The following is a 19,625-nucleotide window of genomic DNA, read 5'->3' on the forward strand; positions in this document are numbered from 1 at the left end:
GGTTTCCTCGTGATTACCTGGGAAGCTGGGTCGCATGGCCACATCAAGCCGAGGCCGAGTGGGCAGGCCCGCTGGTTTCCGTGACGTACTGTCCGGTGATGGCCTGAACCAGCTTGTCCTCGGATACTGCATCGCCGTCGAATTCCGCCGTCACTCGCCCCTCATACATCGCGATGATGCGGTTGCTGACACCCAGCACTTCGGGCATTTCCGAGGAAATCACCAGCACCGCATAGCCCGACCGGGCCAACTCCTTGATCAGCCCATGAATCTCGGCCTTGGAGCCTACGTCGATGCCGCGGGTCGGCTCATCCAGAATCAACAGCTTGGGATGGGTATGCAGCCACTTGCCGATGACGATCTTCTGCTGGTTGCCACCACTGAGGTTGCCGACTTTCTGGCGCCAGCTGGGTGTCTTGATCTTCATTGCCCGCTGGTACTTGTCATAGACGACCTTCTCTTCACTAGTCTTCATGAAACCCATGGAAGAGACACTGCCAAGTGCCGAAAGGGTCATGTTGTCTCGACAGTTCATGCCGAGGATCAGGCCCTTGTCCTTGCGATCCTCCGGTACCAGAGCAATGCCCCTGGCCACCGCATCGTGGGTGGAGCGGATCGACTCGACCTTGCCGTCGAGAAGGATCTCGCCGGCCGATGGCTGACGCAGCCCGAAGATCGTCTCGGCGACCTCGGAGCGGCCTGCGCCGACCAGACCGTACATGCCAACGATCTCGCCCTTGCGTACGTTGAAGCTGATATCCTCGAAAACCCCCTTGACCGTGAGGCTACGCAACTCGAGCATGTTCTCCTTGAATTCACGAGGCTTGCTGGCGTGATCGAGCTTGAGGGTTCTGCCGATCATCAACTTGGTGACTTCATCCTCGCTGGTGTCAGCTGTATTCAGGGTCCCGTTGTACTCGCCGTCACGCAGAACCGAGATGCGCTGGGAGAGATGGAAGATCTCATCCATTCGGTGCGAGATGTAGACGATGCCCACCCCCTGCTTCTGCAGGTTCCGAATGATGTCGTAGAGCACCGGCTTCTCATGGTCGGTCAGTGATGCCGTCGGCTCGTCGAAGACCACGATCCGCGGCGTGAAGACCAAGGCTCGGGCGATCTCCACCATTTGCTTCTTGGCGATGGAGAGATTGCTGACCATGTCGCGGGAACTAAAGGTGCACTTGAGGCGCTTGAGTATTTCAGTGCTGTCTGCATGCAGCTTCTTCCAGTCGACACGGTTACCCCATTTCAGGGGCAGGCTGCCCAGGAAGATGTTCTCCGCCACCGACATTTCGGGAACCAGCGACTGCTCCTGGTGGATCAACACGATGCCGCTCTTCTTGGCCTGCTTGGGGTTTTCGAAAAACTTCTTCTCTCCCGCGAGAAAGATCTGGCCCCCGTTGGGCTGATGCTTGCCGGCCAGCACCTTCATTAGTGTGGACTTGCCGGCGCCGTTCTCGCCCAGCAAGGCATGGACCTCGCCTGCCCTGACGTCGAAGCTGACCTTGTTCAGGGCTATGACACCTGGAAACTTCTTAGTGATGTTGATCAACGACAGTACGGGGCTCGGGGAATCCGCACTGTGACGGGGATTGCGACTAATAGCTGTAGTGCTCATATGCTGACTCCCTTGCTGGCATGGACATTGAGCCGTTGGTCGATGATCAACACCGAGATCAGGATGAGACCGAGAATGACCAGCACGTAGAAGGCCGGCACCTGCATCAAATTCATGCCGTTGCGCAGGATGCCGATGGCAAGCACGCCGCCCAGGGTGCCGGTGATGCTGCCGAATCCACCTGTCAGCTTGGTGCCACCGAGTACCACGGCAGTGATGGTCCAGAGCTCATAGTCACGGCCCAGGTTCGGCGTGGCGGCACCCATCTGGGTCGCCAGAAGCACACCGGCAAGGGCGGCGAAGAACCCCACAATGATGAAGTTGATCATCATGTGACGACCGATGCGGATACCTGCATCCAGGGCAGCCTCGGGGTTGCCGCCCACGGCGAAGGTATTGCGACCGTGACCGGTCTTCTTCAGCACCAGATGCATCACTAGGGTGCAGACGAGAAAAATAAGGGCGAGCACGGGAAACGGCCCGATCGATGCGGCCCCGAAGTCGGAGAAGGCGAAGTTGGTGGCATAAAAGGACTGCTCTTCGGTGTAGACGAAGATGAGACCGCGGACACCAATCATGGCCCCTAGAGTCACGATAAAGGCGTTGACGCCTGTCTTCCAGACGATCAAACCGTTGATGGCCCCCAACACAAGGCCCGATGCTAGGGCGGCTATGACCGCAATGGTAATTCCATAGTCTTGGAGGCCGACCGATAACGATGCCGCCAGCCCCAGGACAGCACCCACCGAGAGATCAATATTGCCGTTGATCATGACGAAAGTCATACCTAGGGCAATCAGCCCGATAGTCGAAGTCTGGACTAGGATATTGCCCAGGTTACCTATCGAGAGAAAATACTCAGACATGAAGCTAAAGAAGACGGTAATGACGATGACAAATACCCAGATCGGCTGGATAAATCCACTGCCTTTTAGAAAATCCTTCATGTTAATCATGTTCATCACCAGGTTCAGGAGTGAGTCGTAAAAAGACGCTTGCGCTTGTTGGCAAGGTCCAGCCACACCGCCAGGATGATAATTACCCAAGTGACAAGCCACTGGGTGTAATAGGGATACCCCAACAGCAGCAACCCGTTCTGGATGAACCCTAGAATTAAGACCCCAATGATCGTCTTCCAGACGCTCCCTGCCCCACCTAACAAGCTGGTTCCTCCGAGAATGATCCCGGCCAGCACCAGCAACTCGTAGCCCTGCCCGACGTTATTCTGGGACCCCATGACCCGCGAGCCCAGCACCAGTGCAGCACAGGCCACGCAGAAGGCTGAGATCAGGTAAGTACTGAATACGCACCAGTTCCTTCGGATGCCAGAATACACGGCCGCGGCCGGGTTACCACCGACGGCGAAGATGCGCCGACCATAGCTGGTGTAAGACATGCCGACCTGCACGATGATTGCCAGAACAGCAAAAAGGATTACCGGAACTGCGATACCCAACACATAGCCTCGCCCGAAGATGGCGAACCAGGTGTCGCTCTGGTTGGCGATATCGACATTTTTTCCGCCACTATAAATCAGCACCAGTCCTTGGACTGCCGATAGCATCGCCAAGGTAACGATTAGAGAATTCAGCCGCATGAAGCCGATCAGTAATCCGTTGACTGCCCCGATCATCAGCGTCAGAACGAACATCAGAACGATGGCCCCGGCCGGCCCTATCTTGTCATGCAAATCGACTACTAACACCGTCGAGAAGGAGAGCATCGACCCGACGGAGAGATCTAGATTACCGCCGATAATTACTATCGTTACCCCTACGGCAATAATGCCGATAATCGAGGCCTGTCGGACCACAGTCATGATATTTGACTGGGATAGAAACTGTTCGGAGAATAGTGAAAAAGCAAACATGCAGATAAGAAAGAAGACAAGGATGCCCTGAGCGGAAAGAAAATTCAGAAGGCCTTCCTTATACTTCTTATTTAATAAGATGGCTTGTTTACCTTGTTCTATAGAAGCCATGATACTCACCTTTATTGGCGTTTCTGGCTGAAGTCCGGGATGCTTCCGTTGCAGTCGACGCCCCGTCGGCATGCCCGGGAGCATGCCGTCGATCCGAGAAATTCTTGGCCATTTGTCATGGCGGACGGAACAGAGTGTCGGTCCTGATGTTCAGAAAGAGTCTTGGGCGAACTCTCCGGAACCATGGACCCGGGGATACTAGAGAAGACCAGGCCCCTTGAAAGTCCCAGCCCCCCGATGCTTAGAAAACGGGTTTGTCGAACTCGGTCAGGTTGTTGGCGGTGATCTTTGGTGTCTCGAAGAAGTTCATCTTCGGCACCTCTTCACCTGCCAAGACATCGAGTGCGGTTTGGAGAGCCGCTTCCGCATCATCGACAGGGGACTGGTAGATGGAGCCGTAGTATTCACCACGCTCGATGGCCTCGTAACCCACGGCGAAATTAGTGGCGCCGATGAACACGATCTCATCGGCACGGCCGGCGCTCTTGGCGGCGTTCAGGGCACCGACTCCCATGTTGTCATCCCCAGCATAGACGCCGTCGATGTCATCGTATTTGGTGAGGAAATTTTCCATGACCCGCTGGGCCTTCTCACGGTTCCAGTCGGCGGGCTGGGTCTCCAAGAGCTTGACTCCGGGGCACGCTTCGGCCAGTTTCTCCTCGAAGCCTTGGGAGCGCTCCATGGCGGTGGTATATCCCGGCTGCCCAGCGATCTGCACGATTTGTCCCTCACCGTTGAGGGCTTCGCACATCATCTCGGCAGAAGAGGCTCCCTGCTGGACATTATCGGGGCCCGAGAAGGCCGCAATGTAGTCAAGGCCCGCCTCGGCGATCTTGGAGTTGGTTACCACGACAGGTATACCGGCATTATGGGCCTGCCGGATGGCGGGAATCACAGCCTGTCCGTTGGTCGGCCAGATAATGATGGCATCGACACGTTGCTGGATGAGGTTTCGCATCTGGCCGATCTGGCGAGCGACATCTCCACCGGCATCAAGCACGATGACATCGACATTGCCATGCTTTGCGGCTGCCTGCTCGAAAGCACTCTCGTAGGTCGTCTGGTAGCTATCGACACCGACGTTGTTCTGAGTGATGCCGATCCGATAGGACTCCTCGGCCTGGGCGAGGCCTGCGGAGAAAATCATGACACCGGTGGCTAGCGCTGTTTTGTAGATCATATTAACACCTGCTTTATTGTAATTGATTTGAATGATTCGCCTCTGGGGGCTCATCGTGTGCATTGAAGCTTACTGTCGGGCTTTGGCCTCCAACAACGTAACAGCGTGTGAGAAATGACCAGTTTGGTTATTTCCTTCTCCGTTTCCTCCCTGCGGTCCACGAACCTCATCTGTCTGGCCTGCAACTAGGATCAGAGTGGCAGGATGTCCTTCCAGAGCCATGACAACAGTAAGTCGAAGTCGGCAACCTAGCTGCGGATCGACCACATCCCAAAGACGAACTGAAGGTATAAGGCGAGAGAGCCCTATAGGCGTTGGCCGTCTCGATCAGGCTGTAGATAGCCACACTTGCCTGGGCACCGCTGGATGCTTGGCTGAATAGCCAGCTCTTACAGCCGCGACGAAGGGGGAGTGTTCTCGGCCGAGGGTATTGGCCAGGAGGATCAGACCCTCACCGAAGTACCGCGCCAGATGGCTCCACTGGATAATCAGTTAGTGGTGCCTAGCCCAGCGCGCTCTTCGGCAGCACTTGGTTCAGAGGCTTGTCGAGCCAGATGCGTAGTTGAGTAATCAGCTGGCGGCTCTTCTGATTAAAATACCAGGCACGCTTCGGGTCGAGGGCCTTGGCTGCTTTTATCTGCGCCTAGAACTCAACGGATCTGAGTGCCCTGTCGGTCTTGCCAGTCTTGTCCTTGGTTGCACCTGCTAAGTCTCAACGGGCTTACGCCACGTGTGTGACCAGTAGCCGCATTATAGTCGGCCAGCATCACTCGTTGGCCCGGCCGCCACCCGCTGCAGCCACACGTTGTAAGTAGTACTTGCCGGTCGGCCGGCTTAAGCATTGATCTGCAGGGTGGAGAAAACCGGCTCTATTGCACCTATTTCCTGCCGCCTTACCTGGCATAGGATGGCTGTAGTACTCGCCTATAAACTGATGCTGCACTGGAGTGGCGGGCCCAGCAGGAATCGAACCTGCAGCCAAGAGGCTAGAAGTGCAATTCTTTAACGGAACTGTCGTTCGGTACGTCCTACGCCAAGCTGCGGCCTATTCTGGAAATGCGAGGCACGATATAAGCTGGCCCAACCTGCATTTTCATGATTTGCGGCACAACTACTACGCCACGCGTTCGCCAGTCACTTCATGATGAACGGCGGTGACGTGTTAACGCTGCAAAAGATTCTGGGTATCAAACGATTCAGAGGACGATGCTCTATGCACACCTAACGCCGGATCACTTGGTGGAGGCCATCAAATAAGCGCCGAAAGTGCGTAGCCACTTTGCAGACAGACGAGTGGAAAAGGCTAGATACAAAGGAAGGGAAGGATGACGCTAACTTACTGATTTGGAAATGGTGCCGGTGGTCGGACTCGAACCGACACGCTATCGCTAGCGGCGGATTTTGAATCCGCTGCGTCTACCAATTCCGCCACACCGGCAGCGGAATCGCATTATACGGAGCTAAATCATGGCGTCAATGGCGGACTGACTTCATCGCCCTGCTCGGCTATCATGGGCGCCCTGTCCAAACGGTCCAGCCTGGTGCCGGACCATCGATGCAACGTTCACCGTCCTGGCCTTCATCATTCATGCAGCGTGCCGATTTCCATTACGATCTTCCCGACGAGCTGATTGCCCGCTACCCCAGCGAACAGCGCAGCGACTGCCGCCTGCTATGCGTGGACGGCACCAGTGGCGAACTCGCACATCGCCGCTTTCCCGACCTGCTCGACCTGCTCGCGCCCGGCGATCTGGTGGTATTCAACGATACGCGGGTTATCCCTGCACGGCTCCACGGCCAGAAAGCCAGCGGTGGCCGAGTGGAAATGCTGCTCGAGCGGCCGCTGGATGCGCATCGCGGCCTGGCCCACCTTCGTGCCAGCAAGTCGCCCAAGCCGGGTACCGAGCTGATCTTCGAAGGTGACGTGCGTGCCGTTGTCGAAGGCCGACGGGACGCACTTTTCGAGCTGCGCTTTCTCGGCGAGACGCCACTGATCGAACTGCTCGAGCGCCATGGCCATATGCCTCTGCCGCCGTATATTACCCGTGAGGACGAACTGGCCGACCGCGATCGCTACCAGACCGTCTATGCCCGTCGCGACGGCGCCGTGGCCGCTCCCACCGCCGGCTTGCACTTCGATGAACCGCTGATGGATGCCATGCGCGAGCGCGGCATCGAAACGGCCTTCGTCACGCTGCATGTCGGTGCCGGCACCTTCCAGCCGGTACGCGTCGACGACATTCGCGAGCATCACATGCACAGCGAGTGGATCGAGGTCGACGAGACCGTCACCGAGCAGGTGCGCGCCGCCCGCGCACGCGGCAACCGGATCGTCGCGGTGGGCACCACCAGCGTTCGCTGCCTGGAGAGCGCCTGCCTCAAGAGTGACGACGGCACGATCGCCCCGTTCCGCGGCGAGACCGATATCTTCATCTATCCCGGCTACCAATGGCGCTGTGTCGATGCCCTGATTACCAACTTTCACCTGCCGGAATCGACTCTGATGATGCTGGTGTCGTCATTTGCCGGCTATGACACGGTAATGCGTGCCTATCGCGAAGCCGTTGACGAGCGCTACCGCTTCTTCAGCTATGGCGATGCCATGTTCCTGACCCGCACGCCCACGCTTTCCTGATTTTCGAGACCCCGATGCGTAACGAATGCTTCATGAAGTTCGAGCGCCTGGCCAGTGACGGGCGTGCCCGTCGCGGCCGGCTGACCTTTCCCCGCGGCACGGTGGAAACCCCCGCGTTCATGCCGGTGGGCACCTACGGCACCGTCAAGGGCATGACCCCGCAGAGCGTCAAGGAGATCGGCGCCGAGATCATCCTCGGCAATACCTTCCATCTGTGGCTGCGTCCCGGCACGGAAGTGATCGAGGCTCACGGCGACCTGCACGACTTCGCCCAGTGGGACAAGCCGATCCTCACCGACTCTGGCGGCTTCCAGGTCTTTTCGCTGGGCGCCATGCGCAAGATCACCGAGGAGGGCGTGCATTTCCGCTCGCCGGTCGACGGTGCCAAGATATTCATGGGCCCCGAGGAATCGATGGCCGTACAGCGCTCGCTGGGCTCCGATATCGTAATGATCTTCGACGAATGTACGCCCTACCCGGCCACCGAGGACGAGGCGCGCAAGTCGATGGAGCTATCTCTGCGCTGGGCCAAGCGCTCGCGTATCGCCCATGGCGATTCGCCCTCGGCGCTGTTCGGCATCATTCAGGGCGGCATGTACCCCGAGCTGCGCAAGCGCTCGCTGGAAGGTCTGCAGGAGATCGGCTTCGATGGCCTGGCCATTGGCGGCCTGTCGGTGGGCGAGCCCAAGGAAGAGATGATCAAGGTGCTCGACTACCTGCCGACCTGGATGCCCGAGAACAAGCCGCGCTACCTGATGGGTGTCGGCAAGCCCGAGGATCTGGTCGAGGGTGTACGCCGCGGCGTCGACATGTTCGATTGCGTGATGCCGACCCGCAACGCCCGTAATGGCCACCTGTTTACCGCCGAGGGCACGGTCAAGATCCGTAACGCCAAGCACCGTCACGACACCCGGCCGCTCGAGGCAGGCTGCGACTGCTACACCTGCCAGCACTTCTCGCGCAGCTACCTGCATCATCTCGATCGCTGTGGCGAAATGCTCGGCTCGATGCTCAACACGATCCACAACTTGCGTTACTACCAGCGCGTCATGGCTGGTTTGCGCGGTGCTATCGAAGCGGGTACATTGGCGAACTTCGTGGAAACGTTCTATGCGCAACGCGGCTTGCCGGTACCCGACGAGCCCCGCTGAACGGTCAGGATGACCCGATTCCCGGCCGGACGACTGGCGTCCGGCCATGCTCTGCAACTTTCTTCACTTGTCCGGGAGACGACAACACATGCTGGATTTCTTCATTTCCCAGGCGCATGCCGAAGGTGGTGCGCCGGCGGGCGGCGGCATGGCCCAGATCATCATGCTGGTCGGCTTCGTGCTGATCTTCTACTTCCTGCTGTGGCGCCCGCAGTCCAAGCGTGCCAAGCAGCACAAGCAGCTGATCAATGGCCTGTCCAAGGGCGATGAAATCGTCATCGGCGGCGGCCTGGTCGGGCGCGTCACTAGGGTGAACGATGAATTCATCGCCATGGAGATCGCCGAAGGCACCGAAGTCAACGTGCAGAAGAACGCCGTCGCTGCGGTCCTGCCCAAGGGCACCTTGAAGTCCATCTGATCCCCCTCGCTGCCGGCCACCTGCCGGCAGCGTCTTTTCTGCGTCAGCAACAAGGACAGGGCTTCCATGCTCAACCGTTACCCCCTGTGGAAGTATCTGCTGATACTTATCGTTCTCCTCGTCGGCCTGATCTACGCATTACCCAACCTCTTCCCCGAGGATCCGGCAGTCCAGATCAGCACTGCCCGTAGCGACGTGTCCCTGGACGAACGACAGCTCGAACGCCTGCGCAGCGAACTCGACGAGGCCGGCATCGCCGTCAAGCGTATCGACAGCGAGCCCAGCGGCACGCTGATTCGCCTGCAGAATGCCGACCAGCAGCTCGTCGCCCGCGATATCATCAATCAGGTGCTGGGCGAAGATTACACCGTGGCGCTCAACCTCGCCGAGTCGACCCCGGCCTGGCTCGAGGGCCTGGGCGCCTCGCCGATGAACCTGGGGCTCGACCTGCGGGGCGGCGTGCATTTCGCCCTGGAAGTCGACATGGAGGCCGCCCTCACGCAGCGCCTCGAGGTCAATGCCAGCGCGATCCGCGAGAGCCTGCGCGACGAGCGCATCCGCTACCGCGACACCTCGGTCGAGGGCCGCACCCTGACCATTACCCTGGGCAACGAGGAAGATCGCAGCCGGGCCCGCGAGATCATCAGCCGCGAGTTCCCCAACTTCCAGTACGAGAACCGTGACGGTGGCCGCGGCGCCGTGCTGGCGATGACGCTGACCGAGCAGCAGGTCAACGAGATCCAGGATTATGCGATCAACCAGAACCTGACCACGCTGCGCAACCGCGTCAACGAACTCGGCGTGGCCGAGCCGCTGGTCCAGCGCCAGGGCCCCAACCGCATCGTCGTCGAACTGCCCGGCGTACAGGATACCGCCGCGGCCAAGCGGGTAGTCGGTGCGACCGCCAACCTGGAATTCCGCCTCGCGGCACGTCCCGACACGCCGGACAACGAGACCGAGACCATTGCGTTCCGCAACAACGAGGATCGCACCGCCGAGGTGATGCGCGACGTCATCATCACCGGTGATAGCGTCTCCAGCGCCAGCCGCAGCTTCGACGAGAACGGCCGCCCGCAGGTCAACATCAACCTCGACGGCACCGGCGGCACGCTGATGAACCGTGCGACGCGCAGCAACATCGGGCGTGGTATGGCGGTGATCTACATCGACAACCAGACACGCACGCGAATGGTCATGGAAGATGGCGAGATGGTCGAGCAGCGGGTTCCATATACCGAGCGCGGCATCATCAGCTTGGCGACCATCCAGAGCGCACTGGGCAACAGCTTCCGCATCACTGGCCTGGACTCACCCACCGAGGCCGAGGAACTGGCCCTGCTGCTGCGTTCCGGCTCGCTGGCGGCGCCGATCTACTTCGTCGCCGAGCGCACCATCGGCCCGAGCCTGGGCAAGGCCAACATCGAGCAGGGTGTTCTCTCGGTGCAAATCGGCATGCTGCTGGTCGTGCTGTTCATGCTGGTGCGCTACAAGGCGTTCGGCGTGGTGGCCAACCTGGCCCTGGCAACCAACCTGATTTTGTTGATTGCCGCCCTGTCGATGCTGGGCGCCACACTGACGCTGCCGGGCATTGCCGGTATCGTGCTGACGCTGGGCATGGCGGTGGATGCCAACGTGCTGATCTTCGAGCGCATCCGCGAGGAGATACGCGCCAAGATGCCCATCCAGCAGGCCATCCATGCCGGCTATGAACGTGCGTTCACCTCGATCGTCGACGGCAACATCACGACCCTGCTGGTCGCGGTGATCCTGTTCTCGATCGGCACAGGCCCGGTGAAAGGCTTCGCCGTGACGCTGTCGCTGGGCATCCTGACGTCGATGTTCACGGCCATCCTGGTGTCGCGCGCCATCGTCAACCTGTCAGTCGGCGGCAAGCCGGTGAAGAAACTCTGGATCTGAAGGGGCAACGCGATGCGACAGTTCGATTTCATGGGCAAACGCCGCCTGGCCTTCATCGGCTCCGGCGTGCTGCTGCTCGTTTCCCTCATCACGCTGCTTTTCCAGCAGTTGAACCTGGGTCTGGATTTTACCGGCGGAACGCTGGTGGAAGTCCGCTATGCCACCGCCCCTGCACTGGATGCCGTGCGCCAGGCATTGGAAGGCGCCGGCTTCCAGGATGTCTCGGTACAGACCTTCGGCAGCGCCAGCGAGGTGCTGGTCCGTCTGCAGCAAGCCTTCGATCCTGGGGTAGGCGAGCAGGTCACGCAAATCCTGCGCCAGACCGGCGAGAGCGTCGACCTGGTGCGCGCCGAGTTCGTCGGCGCCCAGGTCGGTGGCCAGCTGCGTGACCAGAGCGGCCTGGGCATGCTGGTTGCGCTCGGCGTGGTGATGCTCTATGTGGCGTTCCGCTTCCAGTACAAGTTCGCCTTCGGCGCGCTGCTGGCCCTGGTCCACGACGTGATCATCGTGCTCGGCGTATTCTCGCTGTTCCAGCTCGACTTCGACCTGACGGTCCTGGCGGCGATCCTGGCGGTCATTGGCTACTCGCTGAACGACACCATCATCGTCTACGACCGGATTCGCGAGAACATTCGCAAATCCCGCACTGACGACATGGCGGCGATCTTCAATGATGCCATCAACGCCACGCTGTCACGCACCCTGGCCACGTCAGGTACCACGCTGCTGGTCCTGCTCGCCCTGCTGCTGCTGGGCGGCGACATGATTCATAACTTCGCTTTGGCCCTGATCATCGGGGTAGGCATCGGGACATTCTCCTCCGTTTATGTCGCCTCGGCCCTGTTGATCGTGCTCAAGCTGCAGCGCGAGGACCTGATCCCGGCGAAGAAGGAAAATGCCGAAGAGGAAGAGCTGCCCTGAGCGGCCAACCCGCCTGCTCGATTTCACCCCGCCTCGGCGGGGTGTTTTCGTTGGAGCCGGCTCAATCGCGCCCTTCACAGCGCAGCCCATGCTTTCGCAACTTGCGCACCGCACTGGGCTGGCTGATTCCCAGCCGCTGGGCGATCTCGTAGGTACTGCGCGCCGTCCCGCACAGCGAGGCCAGGATACGGGCCTCGTGGTTGTCCATGGCCTGGCGCAGGGTCTGCCCTTCGGCCAGCAAGGCACTGACTTCTTCGAGGTTTACGCCGGAAGAGACCGGCAATCCCGCCGGCCCCTCGTCTCCCGGCGCGCCGATGACACCGCCCGGCGCCGCCAGCCAGGCACGCTCCAGCCAGTTCTCGAGTTCGCGGACATTACCGGGCCAGTCGCGGCCCATCAACTCCGCCCATAGCGAAGGATGCAGTACCTTGGTTTGTTCGTAGCGCTGGTTGAGCCGGTCGAGCTGCAGTTCGACGAGCGCGGGAATATCCTCGCGGCGCTCGCGCAGCGGAGGCAGCGTGACCGGAATCACGTTGAGCCGGTAATAGAGATCGAGCCGGAACTCACCGCTTTCGACGCGGTGTGCCAGGTTCTGGTTGGTGGCCACGACCAGCCGGAAATCCACGCGCCGGGGCTGGGTATCACCCAGGCGTGTCAGGTAGCCATCCTGGATGACCTTGAGCAGTTTGGTCTGCATGACCAGCGGCAACTCGGCGACTTCATCGAGAAACAGCGTGCCGCCGTCGGCCATCTCCAGCACCCCCGCCTTGCCCTGGCGGGCGGCACCGCTGAACGCACCGGGCTGATAGCCGAACATCTCGGATTCGAACAGCGACTCGGGAATCGCTGCACAGTTGACATCGACGAACGGCCCCTTACCGCGCCGGCTCCAGCGATGCAGTTGCCGGGCGAAGGCCGTCTTGCCGACGCCCGATTCACCCAGCATCAGCACGGTGGCATCGCTGGGCGCGACGCGCTTGAGCAGCAGCGCAATCTCGCGCATCACCTCGCTGCGCACCTTCAGAGAATCCAGGGACAGCTCATCCCCCAGCGAGGCTTCGGCACCGCGCTTGAGATGCTCGCTGAAACGCTGCTGCAGCAGCGTGTACTCATCCTGCAGCAGTTGCACGTCAGTCAGGTCCATCGAGCGCGACACCACGCGCACCAGTTCCCCATCGGCAAACACCGGGTAGGCCTGGGCAATGACCCGGCGGCCGGTACCAGTCTGCTGCATCAATTGTGCCGGCCGATGGGTACGCAGTACCTCTTCGGTTACCGAGGGGCGCAGCACGCCCTGGGCCACGAGATCATGAACGGTACTGGCCCGGAGTTCCTCGCGACTCAGGCCGTAGACGGCGGCACACCCCGGGCTTACATCCAAAATCTGGCCATCGGCAGCGGCAATGAACAAGTGATCGTGCGCCGTGTCGACGACGGTTCGGAGAATGGCGGCATTGATGTCCATGAGGCAATCCAGCAGCAGGCAAGCGGGCGATTCATCATCGTATCACGATTCTTTTTTGAATCATTCACAGACCCAGATTGATTCAATAATGAATCAACGGGCCGTAAAGCCGGTCCGTTATCAGTGACTTACAAGTTGGCATGCTTTCTGCTTTGAACAATAAGAAACGGTAGTCATAACAACGTATGGAGTCTCCATGACCGACAGTCCCTCTCGCTTCAACCAACCGCTCGGCGGCAACGAGATGCCGCGCTTCGGTGGTCCCGCCACCATGATGCGCCTGCCCACCCAGCCGACGGCACAAGGCCTGGACGCGGCCTTCATCGGCGTGCCGCTGGACATCGGCACTTCCAACCGTCCCGGCGCCCGTCTCGGTCCGCGACAGATCCGCGATGAATCGCGCATGCTGCGTCCCTACAACATGGCGACACGTGCCGCCCCCTTCGACAGCATTCAGGTGGCGGATATCGGCGATGTGCCAATCAACACGTTCAACCTGCAGAAGAGCGTCGACATCATCGAAGCCTTCTACGACGAGGTACTCTCCCACGGCACACGCCCGCTGACATTGGGAGGCGACCACACCATCGTGCTACCGATCCTGCGCGCCATGAAGCGCAAGTACGGCAAGGTCGGGCTGATCCACGTCGATGCCCATGCCGACATCAACGAGCACATGTTCGGCGAGGCCATCGCCCATGGCACGCCGTTCCGTCGTGCTGTCGAGGAGGGCCTGCTAGATGGCGAACGCGTGGCACAGATTGGCCTGCGCGGTACCGGCTACGCCGCTGACGACTTCGACTGGAGCCGTGAGCAGGGCTTCCGTGTGGTGACTGCCGAGGAGTGCTGGCACAAGTCGTTGACGCCGCTGATGGAAGAGGTTCGCGCCAAGATCGGTGACGGCCCCGTCTACATCAGTTTCGACATCGACGGTCTCGATCCGGCCTATGCCCCGGGCACCGGCACGGCAGAGATTGCCGGACTGACCGTACCCCAGGGGCTGGAGATCATTCGCGGCGCATGGGGCCTCGACATCGTCGGCGGCGATCTGGTCGAGGTGGCGCCGCCCTACGATACCAGCGGCAATACCGCGCTGGTGGGCGCCAACCTTCTCTACGAGATGCTGTGCATCCTGCCGGGGGTGCAGCGCCGCTCCTGAGGCTCATCAAGTACCGTATCGCTCGCCGCTCATTGGCCGATCGGCGGGCGCGTCTTCACTGGATCGACAACAACAATGGGTGTCTTATGTCCTCTTCCCTCGACGCGACCACGGATCGCGCAACCAACGGCGGCAAGCTCAATCGCTCCGGTTTGTTCAAGTTTCTGATTCCCTCGCTGATCGGGGTCGGCATGTTCCTGGTGCCGTTCACGGTGGGCGATACCATCAACATCGGTATGGGCCTGCTGGCCGATGGCCTCAAGGCGCTGCTTGGCGATGCCCTGCCGGCCATTGCCGTCGGCGTGCTGTGCCTGTCAGTGCTGCTCACCGCCTGGGTGAAGTTCGGCAACCCGCGCTGGGGACAGCAGCGCGCCATGAAGGAGCTGTTCGAGGTCGCGCCGCTATGGTTCGGCATGCGTATCCTGGGCGCGCTGTTTGCCGTGATGACCTATTTCCAGGTCGGGCCGGCGTTCGTCATCGCCGACTTCACCGGCGGTGTCATGCTCAACGACCTCGCCCCGGTGCTGCTGACGTTCTTCTTCTTTGCCGCCCTGCTGCTGCCCTTCCTGGTCGACTTCGGTTTCATGGAATTCATCGGCAGCCTGGTGCGCAAGCCGTTTCGCATGATCTTCGGCCTGCCCGGCCGCAGCGCCATCGATGCCACCGCATCATGGATGGGCTCGGGCACGGTGGGCGTGCTGATCACCACCCAGCAGTACGAGCAGGGCTATTACAATCGCCGCGAGGCCTCGGTGATCGCCACCAACTTCTCCATCGTGTCGATTGCCTTCGCCCTGCTGGTGACCAGCTTCATCGGCATCAATCACCTGTTCATCCCGTTCTACCTCACCGTGGTCGTGGCCGGGCTGATCGCCGCAGTGATTGTGCCGCGCCTGCCACCGCTGTCGCGCAAGCCGGACACCTACTATGAACCGGTGGGATGCCGGCTCGAGGAGGAGAGCACCGGCAACCAGGGCATCCTGCGCTTCAGCCTCAACCAGGCCATCGCCCGTGCCGAGCAGGCTCCCGGCCCACGCCAGTTGCTGCGCCATGCCGTACTCAACGTTGCCGATATCTTCCTGGCGCTGCTGCCGCTGGTGATCGCCATTGGTACCGTGGCGCTGATCCTTGCCGAGTTCACACCGCTGTTCACCTGGCTCTCGTACCCGATGGTGCCGGTCCTCGAATGGCTGCGCATTCCCGAGGCGTCCGCCGCCGCCCCGGCCACGCTGGTGGGCTTCGCCGACATGTTCCTGCCCGCCGTGCTGGCGACCAACATCGAGAGCGAGCTGACGCGTTTCGTGATCGCCTGCCTGTCGCTGACCCAGTTGATCTACATGTCGGAGATCGGTGCACTGCTGCTGAAGTCGCGCATTCCGCTCAAGCTGTGGGAGCTGGTGGTGATCTTCCTGCTGCGTACGGCGATCACCTTGCCGATCATCGCCTTCATCGCCCACGTCTTCGTGTTCTGAGGCTGCCATGACCTGTGCCGAACTGTTGATACGCCTGCTGCACGAGCGCTACCACGTCGACACCGTATTCGGGATTCCCGGCGTGCATACCGTGGCGCTCTATCGCGGTCTGGAAGGACAGGCCATCCGTCATGTCACCCCGCGCCACGAGCAGGGCGCGGGCTTCATGGCCGACGGCTACGCTCGCGCCAGCGGCAAGCCGGGCGTGTGCCTGATCATCACCGGGCCGGGCATGACCAATATCGCCACGGCGATGGGTCAGGCCCTGGCCGACTCGGTGCCGATGCTGGTGATCTCCAGCGTCAACCGGCGCGACACCCTGGGACGTGGCCAGGGCCGACTGCACGAGCTGCCCAGTCAGCAGCAGACGCTGGCCGGGGTCTCGCGCTTCAGCCACACCCTGCTCGATCCGGATGCGCTGACGGAAGTGCTGGCCCGGGCCTTTGCGGTGTTCAGCTCGGCGCGGCCGGGGCCGGTGCACATCGAGATCCCCATCGACCTGTTCGATGCCCCGGCAACGCCGCCCGCGTCCTGGCGGGCTCCGGTACTCTACCGCCCCGCACCCGATCCCGACGGCATCGCCCAGGCTGCCAGCTGGCTGCGAGAGGCCGAGCGGCCGCTGGTCCTGCTTGGTGGTGGCTGCGTCGATGCACCGGCCATGGCCCGTACGCTGGTGGAGCGCCTGGACGCACCCTGCGCCACTACCATCAATGCCAAGGGGCTGTTGGGGCGCGATCATCCGCTGGACATCGGCGCGAACACCTCGCTGCCTGCCGTGCGGCAACTGGCACGCGAGGCGGATGTAATCCTCGCCGTGGGCACCGAGCTCGGCGAGACCGATTACGACGTGGTCTTCGACGACGGTTTCGCGCTCGACGGTCGTCTGATTCGCATTGACATCGACCCCGAGCAGCTGGCGCGCAACCAGATGACCGCACTGGGCCTGGTTGGCGACGCGGCGCGCGCCCTGGCCATGCTGCTCGAGCACGTTCCCGACGCGCTGTCCCGCGATGGCGCCCAACGCAGCCGTGCCGTCCGGGATGCCCTGGCACTGGGCAGCGACCCGACATTTGTGTCGTTCGTTCCGCTCTATGCCGCGCTGGCAGACCACTTGCCCGACGCCATTCTCGTCGGCGACTCCACCGCCCCGGTCTATGCCGGCAATCACCTCGTCTCGCAACCCGAGCCCCGGCGTTACTTCAACGCCTCCACCGGCTACGGCACCCTTGGCTACGGCCTGCCGGCGGCGCTCGGCGCCCAGCTTGCCCGCCCCGAGCTGCCGACAGTGGCACTGGTCGGCGACGGCGGCGTGATGTTCACCCTGAGCGAACTCGCCACCGCCGTGGAAGAACGGCTGCCGGTGGTGATCGTGCTCTGGCACAACGCCGGATACGAGGAAATCCGCCGCTACATGGACGCTCACGGCGTGGCTCGCCTCGGCGTCGACATTCAGGCACCGGACTTCCAGCAGCTTGCCGCCGGCTTCGGCTGTGCCTCACAGCGAGTCGCAACGCCTGCCGAACTGGCAGGCGCGCTGGCCTCACGGCCCGACGCGGCGCCCTACCTGATCGAGATCGATGCGGCAGCCTGGCAGGCTTCGCTCGTTGCTTAGCCCTGAGCCTTTTCCCAACCACAAGGAACAACAAGAATGAACACTGCCAAGACATCGTCGGCCTTCGGTCAGGATACGCTGGACGCCGTCTCTCATGAACGCAGCCTGGGACTACCTGGTACCTTCGCGTTGTGGCTGGGCGCCAATGTGGTGGTCACGACGATCCTTACCGGAATGTTCCTGTCACCGGACCTGGCCTTCCTGCATGCCATGACTCTGGTCTTTCTCGGCTCGGCCATCGGCATCGTGCCCCTGGTCCTGATCGGTGTAATGGGCCAGCAGACCGGCATGACGACCATGGTCCTGGCGCGTGGCACCTTTGGTCGAATGGGAGCCGTGTTCCCGGCTTGGGTCAACCTGCTGGCACTGGTGGCGTGGAGCTGGATCCAGGCCCTGCTGGCCGGGATGAGCCTTGACTATGCCGTGCAGAGCCTGACCGGCTACTCCAACGTGGCCCTGTTCACGGTGATCTGCGAGGGCCTGGTCGTGCTGATCACGCTGCGCGGTCACCTGGGTATCGAGACTGCCGAGAAGATCGCTGCCGTGCTGATGCTGCTGCTGGCCGGCGTGGTGGTCTACGCCCTGGCCACCAACTACGACCTGCCGAGCATCGTCGAGATGCAGGCCCGCGGCGGGCTGGGTGCCGGCGTGGCATTCGATATCGTCATCGCCACCGCCTTCTCGTGGATTCCGCTGGCGGCGGACTACAATCGCCACTGCAAGAGCCTGCGTGCCGCCGTGGCCGGCACCTGGGGTGGCTACGTCACCGCCACCCTGGTCGCCATGGGCCTGGGTGCCAGCGTCTCGGCGCTGTCGGTGGCCATCGGCTTTCCGCAGACCTACGATCCGACCCAGTTGCTGAGCGGCTTCGGCTTCGGCCTGCCGGCGGCGCTGGTGATCTTTTTCTCGGTGCTGACCACCAATGTGATGTGCGTCTACAGCGCCACGCTCTCCTACATGAGCACCGCGCCGCGCACACCATTCTGGAAACCGGCGCTGGTGATCGGCGTAATCTCGGTCGTGGGCTCCCTGATTCCCGGCATCCTCGATCAGTTCCAGACCTTCCTGCTGATCATCGGCAGCGTGTTCATCCCCGCCTTTGCGCTGATGATCGTCGACTACTTCCTGCTCGGCCGCGAGCGCTACAGTGCCGATCAGTTGCTCGGCCATACCGGTACCCTGCCCGCGATCAATCCGGTCGCTTTCGTCAGCTACGGGGTCGGCGCCGCCCTGGCCTACTACTGGAACTGGGTGGCGCCGCTGGATTTCGGCGCTTCGCTGCCGGTCTTCGTGATCACCGGCGCGCTCTACTTCGTGGCCAGCCGTCTCACCCGTCGTTCAGGCAGGGCCGTGGCATGAGCCTGCTGCGCATCGCTGCCGACCAGTGGTATCGCACCACGCCACTAGCGGATGGTGTCACACGGATCGACGAGCCGTGGATCCGCCCGTTCTATCGCTGCAACATGTGGTACGTGCGAGGGCGTGAGCGGGATTTGCTGGTCGATTTCGGCCTGGGCGCCGTGCCCCTGCGCCGTCATGTGTCGCTGGTCGCCGAGCGTGACCTGATAGCCGTGGCCAGCCACACGCATTTCGATCACATCGGCGCGGCCTGCGAGTTCGACATCTGTCACGTGCATGCCGAAGAAGAAGATATCCTGGCCTCGCCTGACCGGGAACGCACCCTGGCCGAAGGGTTTCTCGACGATGCCATGTTCGAGGCGCTGCCGCCGGCGCCGTTCGAGTACCACACCTACCGCATCGAGCCGCCACGCCGGATCGTCACGCTCGAGGATGGCGAGACGATCGATTTGGGCGACCGGCAATTCATGGTCGTACATACGCCGGGGCACTCCCCCGGCGGTATCGCCCTATGGGAGGCTGCCACCGGCACACTCATCTCGGGTGACGTGATCTACGACGGACCGCTCATCGAGGATACCTGGCACAGCAATCTGACCGATTACGCCGCCAGCCTGCGCCGGCTGCGGCAATTGCCGGTACGCGTCGTGCATGGCGGTCACTTTCCGAGTTTCTCGGGCGAGCGACTGCAAACGATGATCGATGCGTGGCTACGCACCCATGACGCTTGAAGGAAT

At 61.4% G+C, this 19,625-nt stretch carries 15 protein-coding genes and 1 tRNA gene; 10 read left to right on the forward strand and 6 right to left on the reverse strand.

All coding sequences use genetic code 11. From position 1 onward, the window contains the following. Nucleotides 1–43: 43 nt before the first annotated feature. The 5 genes from BM194_RS02675 to BM194_RS02700 form a co-directional block, all read right to left on the reverse strand. Nucleotides 44–1,618, reverse strand: a complete 1,575-nt coding sequence (locus tag BM194_RS02675) for a sugar ABC transporter ATP-binding protein (protein ID WP_092843376.1) — start codon at nt 1,616–1,618, stop codon at nt 44–46. Continuing rightward, entirely contained in the window at nt 1,615–2,574 is a 960-nt protein-coding gene (locus BM194_RS02680; protein ID WP_092843705.1) for an ABC transporter permease, read from the reverse strand. The genes BM194_RS02675 and BM194_RS02680 overlap by 4 nt, the downstream gene beginning before the upstream one ends. A gap of 14 nt (nt 2,575–2,588) precedes the next feature. Then, nucleotides 2,589–3,599, reverse strand: coding sequence for an ABC transporter permease (locus tag BM194_RS02685; RefSeq protein ID WP_092843378.1), 1,011 nt, complete (start codon nt 3,597–3,599; stop codon nt 2,589–2,591). A 241-nt stretch (nt 3,600–3,840) separates the two neighbouring features. Then, entirely contained in the window at nt 3,841–4,779 is a 939-nt protein-coding gene (locus BM194_RS02690) for a sugar ABC transporter substrate-binding protein (RefSeq protein ID WP_092843380.1), read from the reverse strand. A gap of 1,351 nt (nt 4,780–6,130) precedes the next feature. Beyond that, nucleotides 6,131–6,217 (reverse strand) — tRNA-Leu (locus BM194_RS02700). 150 nt (nt 6,218–6,367) lie between these two features. On the opposite strand from BM194_RS02700, the gene queA reads away from it, so the two are divergent. The 5 genes from queA (at nt 6,368) to secF (ending at nt 11,821) form a co-directional block, all read left to right on the forward strand. Further along, nucleotides 6,368–7,414, forward strand: a complete 1,047-nt coding sequence (gene queA, locus BM194_RS02705; protein WP_092843382.1) for a tRNA preQ1(34) S-adenosylmethionine ribosyltransferase-isomerase QueA — start codon at nt 6,368–6,370, stop codon at nt 7,412–7,414. 32 nt (nt 7,415–7,446) lie between these two features. Beyond that, nucleotides 7,447–8,565 carry a tRNA guanosine(34) transglycosylase Tgt gene (gene tgt / locus BM194_RS02710; RefSeq protein WP_092843384.1) on the forward strand — a complete coding sequence of 373 codons (1,119 nt, stop codon included), beginning with the start codon at nt 7,447–7,449 and terminating at the stop codon, nt 8,563–8,565. Between the two features lie 88 nt (nt 8,566–8,653). Beyond that, nucleotides 8,654–8,983, forward strand: a complete 330-nt coding sequence (gene yajC, locus BM194_RS02715; RefSeq protein WP_092843386.1) for a preprotein translocase subunit YajC — start codon at nt 8,654–8,656, stop codon at nt 8,981–8,983. A 66-nt stretch (nt 8,984–9,049) separates the two neighbouring features. Continuing rightward, entirely contained in the window at nt 9,050–10,900 is a 1,851-nt protein-coding gene (secD, locus tag BM194_RS02720) for a protein translocase subunit SecD (protein ID WP_092843388.1), read from the forward strand. Between the two features lie 12 nt (nt 10,901–10,912). Continuing rightward, entirely contained in the window at nt 10,913–11,821 is a 909-nt protein-coding gene (secF, locus tag BM194_RS02725) for a protein translocase subunit SecF (protein WP_092843390.1), read from the forward strand. Nucleotides 11,822–11,882: 61 nt separating this feature from the next. On the opposite strand, the gene BM194_RS02730 is transcribed toward secF, so the two are convergent. Next, the gene (locus BM194_RS02730) at nt 11,883–13,286 is read right to left on the reverse strand and encodes a sigma-54 interaction domain-containing protein (protein WP_092843392.1); all 1,404 of its coding nucleotides are present in this window, start codon (nt 13,284–13,286) and stop codon (nt 11,883–11,885) included. Nucleotides 13,287–13,482: 196 nt separating this feature from the next. Here BM194_RS02730 and speB point away from each other — a divergent pair, with 196 nt between their 5' ends. The 5 genes from speB to BM194_RS02755 all read left to right on the forward strand — a co-directional run bounded on the left by speB (nt 13,483) and on the right by BM194_RS02755 (nt 19,619). After that, nucleotides 13,483–14,445, forward strand: coding sequence for an agmatinase (gene speB / locus BM194_RS02735; RefSeq protein ID WP_092843394.1), 963 nt, complete (start codon nt 13,483–13,485; stop codon nt 14,443–14,445). An 86-nt stretch (nt 14,446–14,531) separates the two neighbouring features. Continuing rightward, nucleotides 14,532–15,917 (forward strand): YjiH family protein, encoded by a 1,386-nt coding sequence (locus tag BM194_RS02740; RefSeq protein ID WP_092843706.1) that lies wholly within the window; start codon nt 14,532–14,534, stop codon nt 15,915–15,917. A gap of 7 nt (nt 15,918–15,924) precedes the next feature. Then, nucleotides 15,925–17,529 carry a 5-guanidino-2-oxopentanoate decarboxylase gene (locus tag BM194_RS02745; RefSeq protein ID WP_092843396.1) on the forward strand — a complete coding sequence of 535 codons (1,605 nt, stop codon included), beginning with the start codon at nt 15,925–15,927 and terminating at the stop codon, nt 17,527–17,529. A gap of 36 nt (nt 17,530–17,565) precedes the next feature. Further along, nucleotides 17,566–18,888, forward strand: a complete 1,323-nt coding sequence (locus BM194_RS02750; RefSeq protein ID WP_092843398.1) for a purine-cytosine permease family protein — start codon at nt 17,566–17,568, stop codon at nt 18,886–18,888. Continuing rightward, nucleotides 18,885–19,619, forward strand: a complete 735-nt coding sequence (locus tag BM194_RS02755; protein ID WP_177223325.1) for an MBL fold metallo-hydrolase — start codon at nt 18,885–18,887, stop codon at nt 19,617–19,619. The genes BM194_RS02750 and BM194_RS02755 overlap by 4 nt, the downstream gene beginning before the upstream one ends. Nucleotides 19,620–19,625 lie beyond the last annotated feature (6 nt).

The organism is Modicisalibacter xianhensis, assembly GCF_900113605.1.
Taxonomy (GTDB): domain Bacteria; phylum Pseudomonadota; class Gammaproteobacteria; order Pseudomonadales; family Halomonadaceae; genus Modicisalibacter; species Modicisalibacter xianhensis.

Bases quoted from the DNA above. Each gene is read 5' to 3' on its own strand.
- BM194_RS02730 (WP_092843392.1), bottom strand. From the start codon at position 13,286: ATGGACATCAATGCCGCCATTCTCCGAACCGTCGTCGACACGGCGCAC.
- BM194_RS02750 (WP_092843398.1), top strand. From the start codon at position 17,566: ATGAACACTGCCAAGACATCGTCGGCCTTCGGTCAGGATACGCTGGAC.
- queA (WP_092843382.1), top strand. From the start codon at position 6,368: ATGCAGCGTGCCGATTTCCATTACGATCTTCCCGACGAGCTGATTGCC.
- speB (WP_092843394.1), top strand. From the start codon at position 13,483: ATGACCGACAGTCCCTCTCGCTTCAACCAACCGCTCGGCGGCAACGAG.
- BM194_RS02745 (WP_092843396.1), top strand. From the start codon at position 15,925: ATGACCTGTGCCGAACTGTTGATACGCCTGCTGCACGAGCGCTACCAC.
- BM194_RS02755 (WP_177223325.1), top strand. From the start codon at position 18,885: ATGAGCCTGCTGCGCATCGCTGCCGACCAGTGGTATCGCACCACGCCA.
- BM194_RS02680 (WP_092843705.1), bottom strand. From the start codon at position 2,574: ATGATTAACATGAAGGATTTTCTAAAAGGCAGTGGATTTATCCAGCCG.
- BM194_RS02675 (WP_092843376.1), bottom strand. From the start codon at position 1,618: ATGAGCACTACAGCTATTAGTCGCAATCCCCGTCACAGTGCGGATTCC.
- tgt (WP_092843384.1), top strand. From the start codon at position 7,447: ATGAAGTTCGAGCGCCTGGCCAGTGACGGGCGTGCCCGTCGCGGCCGG.
- BM194_RS02685 (WP_092843378.1), bottom strand. From the start codon at position 3,599: ATGGCTTCTATAGAACAAGGTAAACAAGCCATCTTATTAAATAAGAAG.
- BM194_RS02690 (WP_092843380.1), bottom strand. From the start codon at position 4,779: ATGATCTACAAAACAGCGCTAGCCACCGGTGTCATGATTTTCTCCGCA.
- BM194_RS02740 (WP_092843706.1), top strand. From the start codon at position 14,532: ATGTCCTCTTCCCTCGACGCGACCACGGATCGCGCAACCAACGGCGGC.
- yajC (WP_092843386.1), top strand. From the start codon at position 8,654: ATGCTGGATTTCTTCATTTCCCAGGCGCATGCCGAAGGTGGTGCGCCG.
- secF (WP_092843390.1), top strand. From the start codon at position 10,913: ATGCGACAGTTCGATTTCATGGGCAAACGCCGCCTGGCCTTCATCGGC.
- secD (WP_092843388.1), top strand. From the start codon at position 9,050: ATGCTCAACCGTTACCCCCTGTGGAAGTATCTGCTGATACTTATCGTT.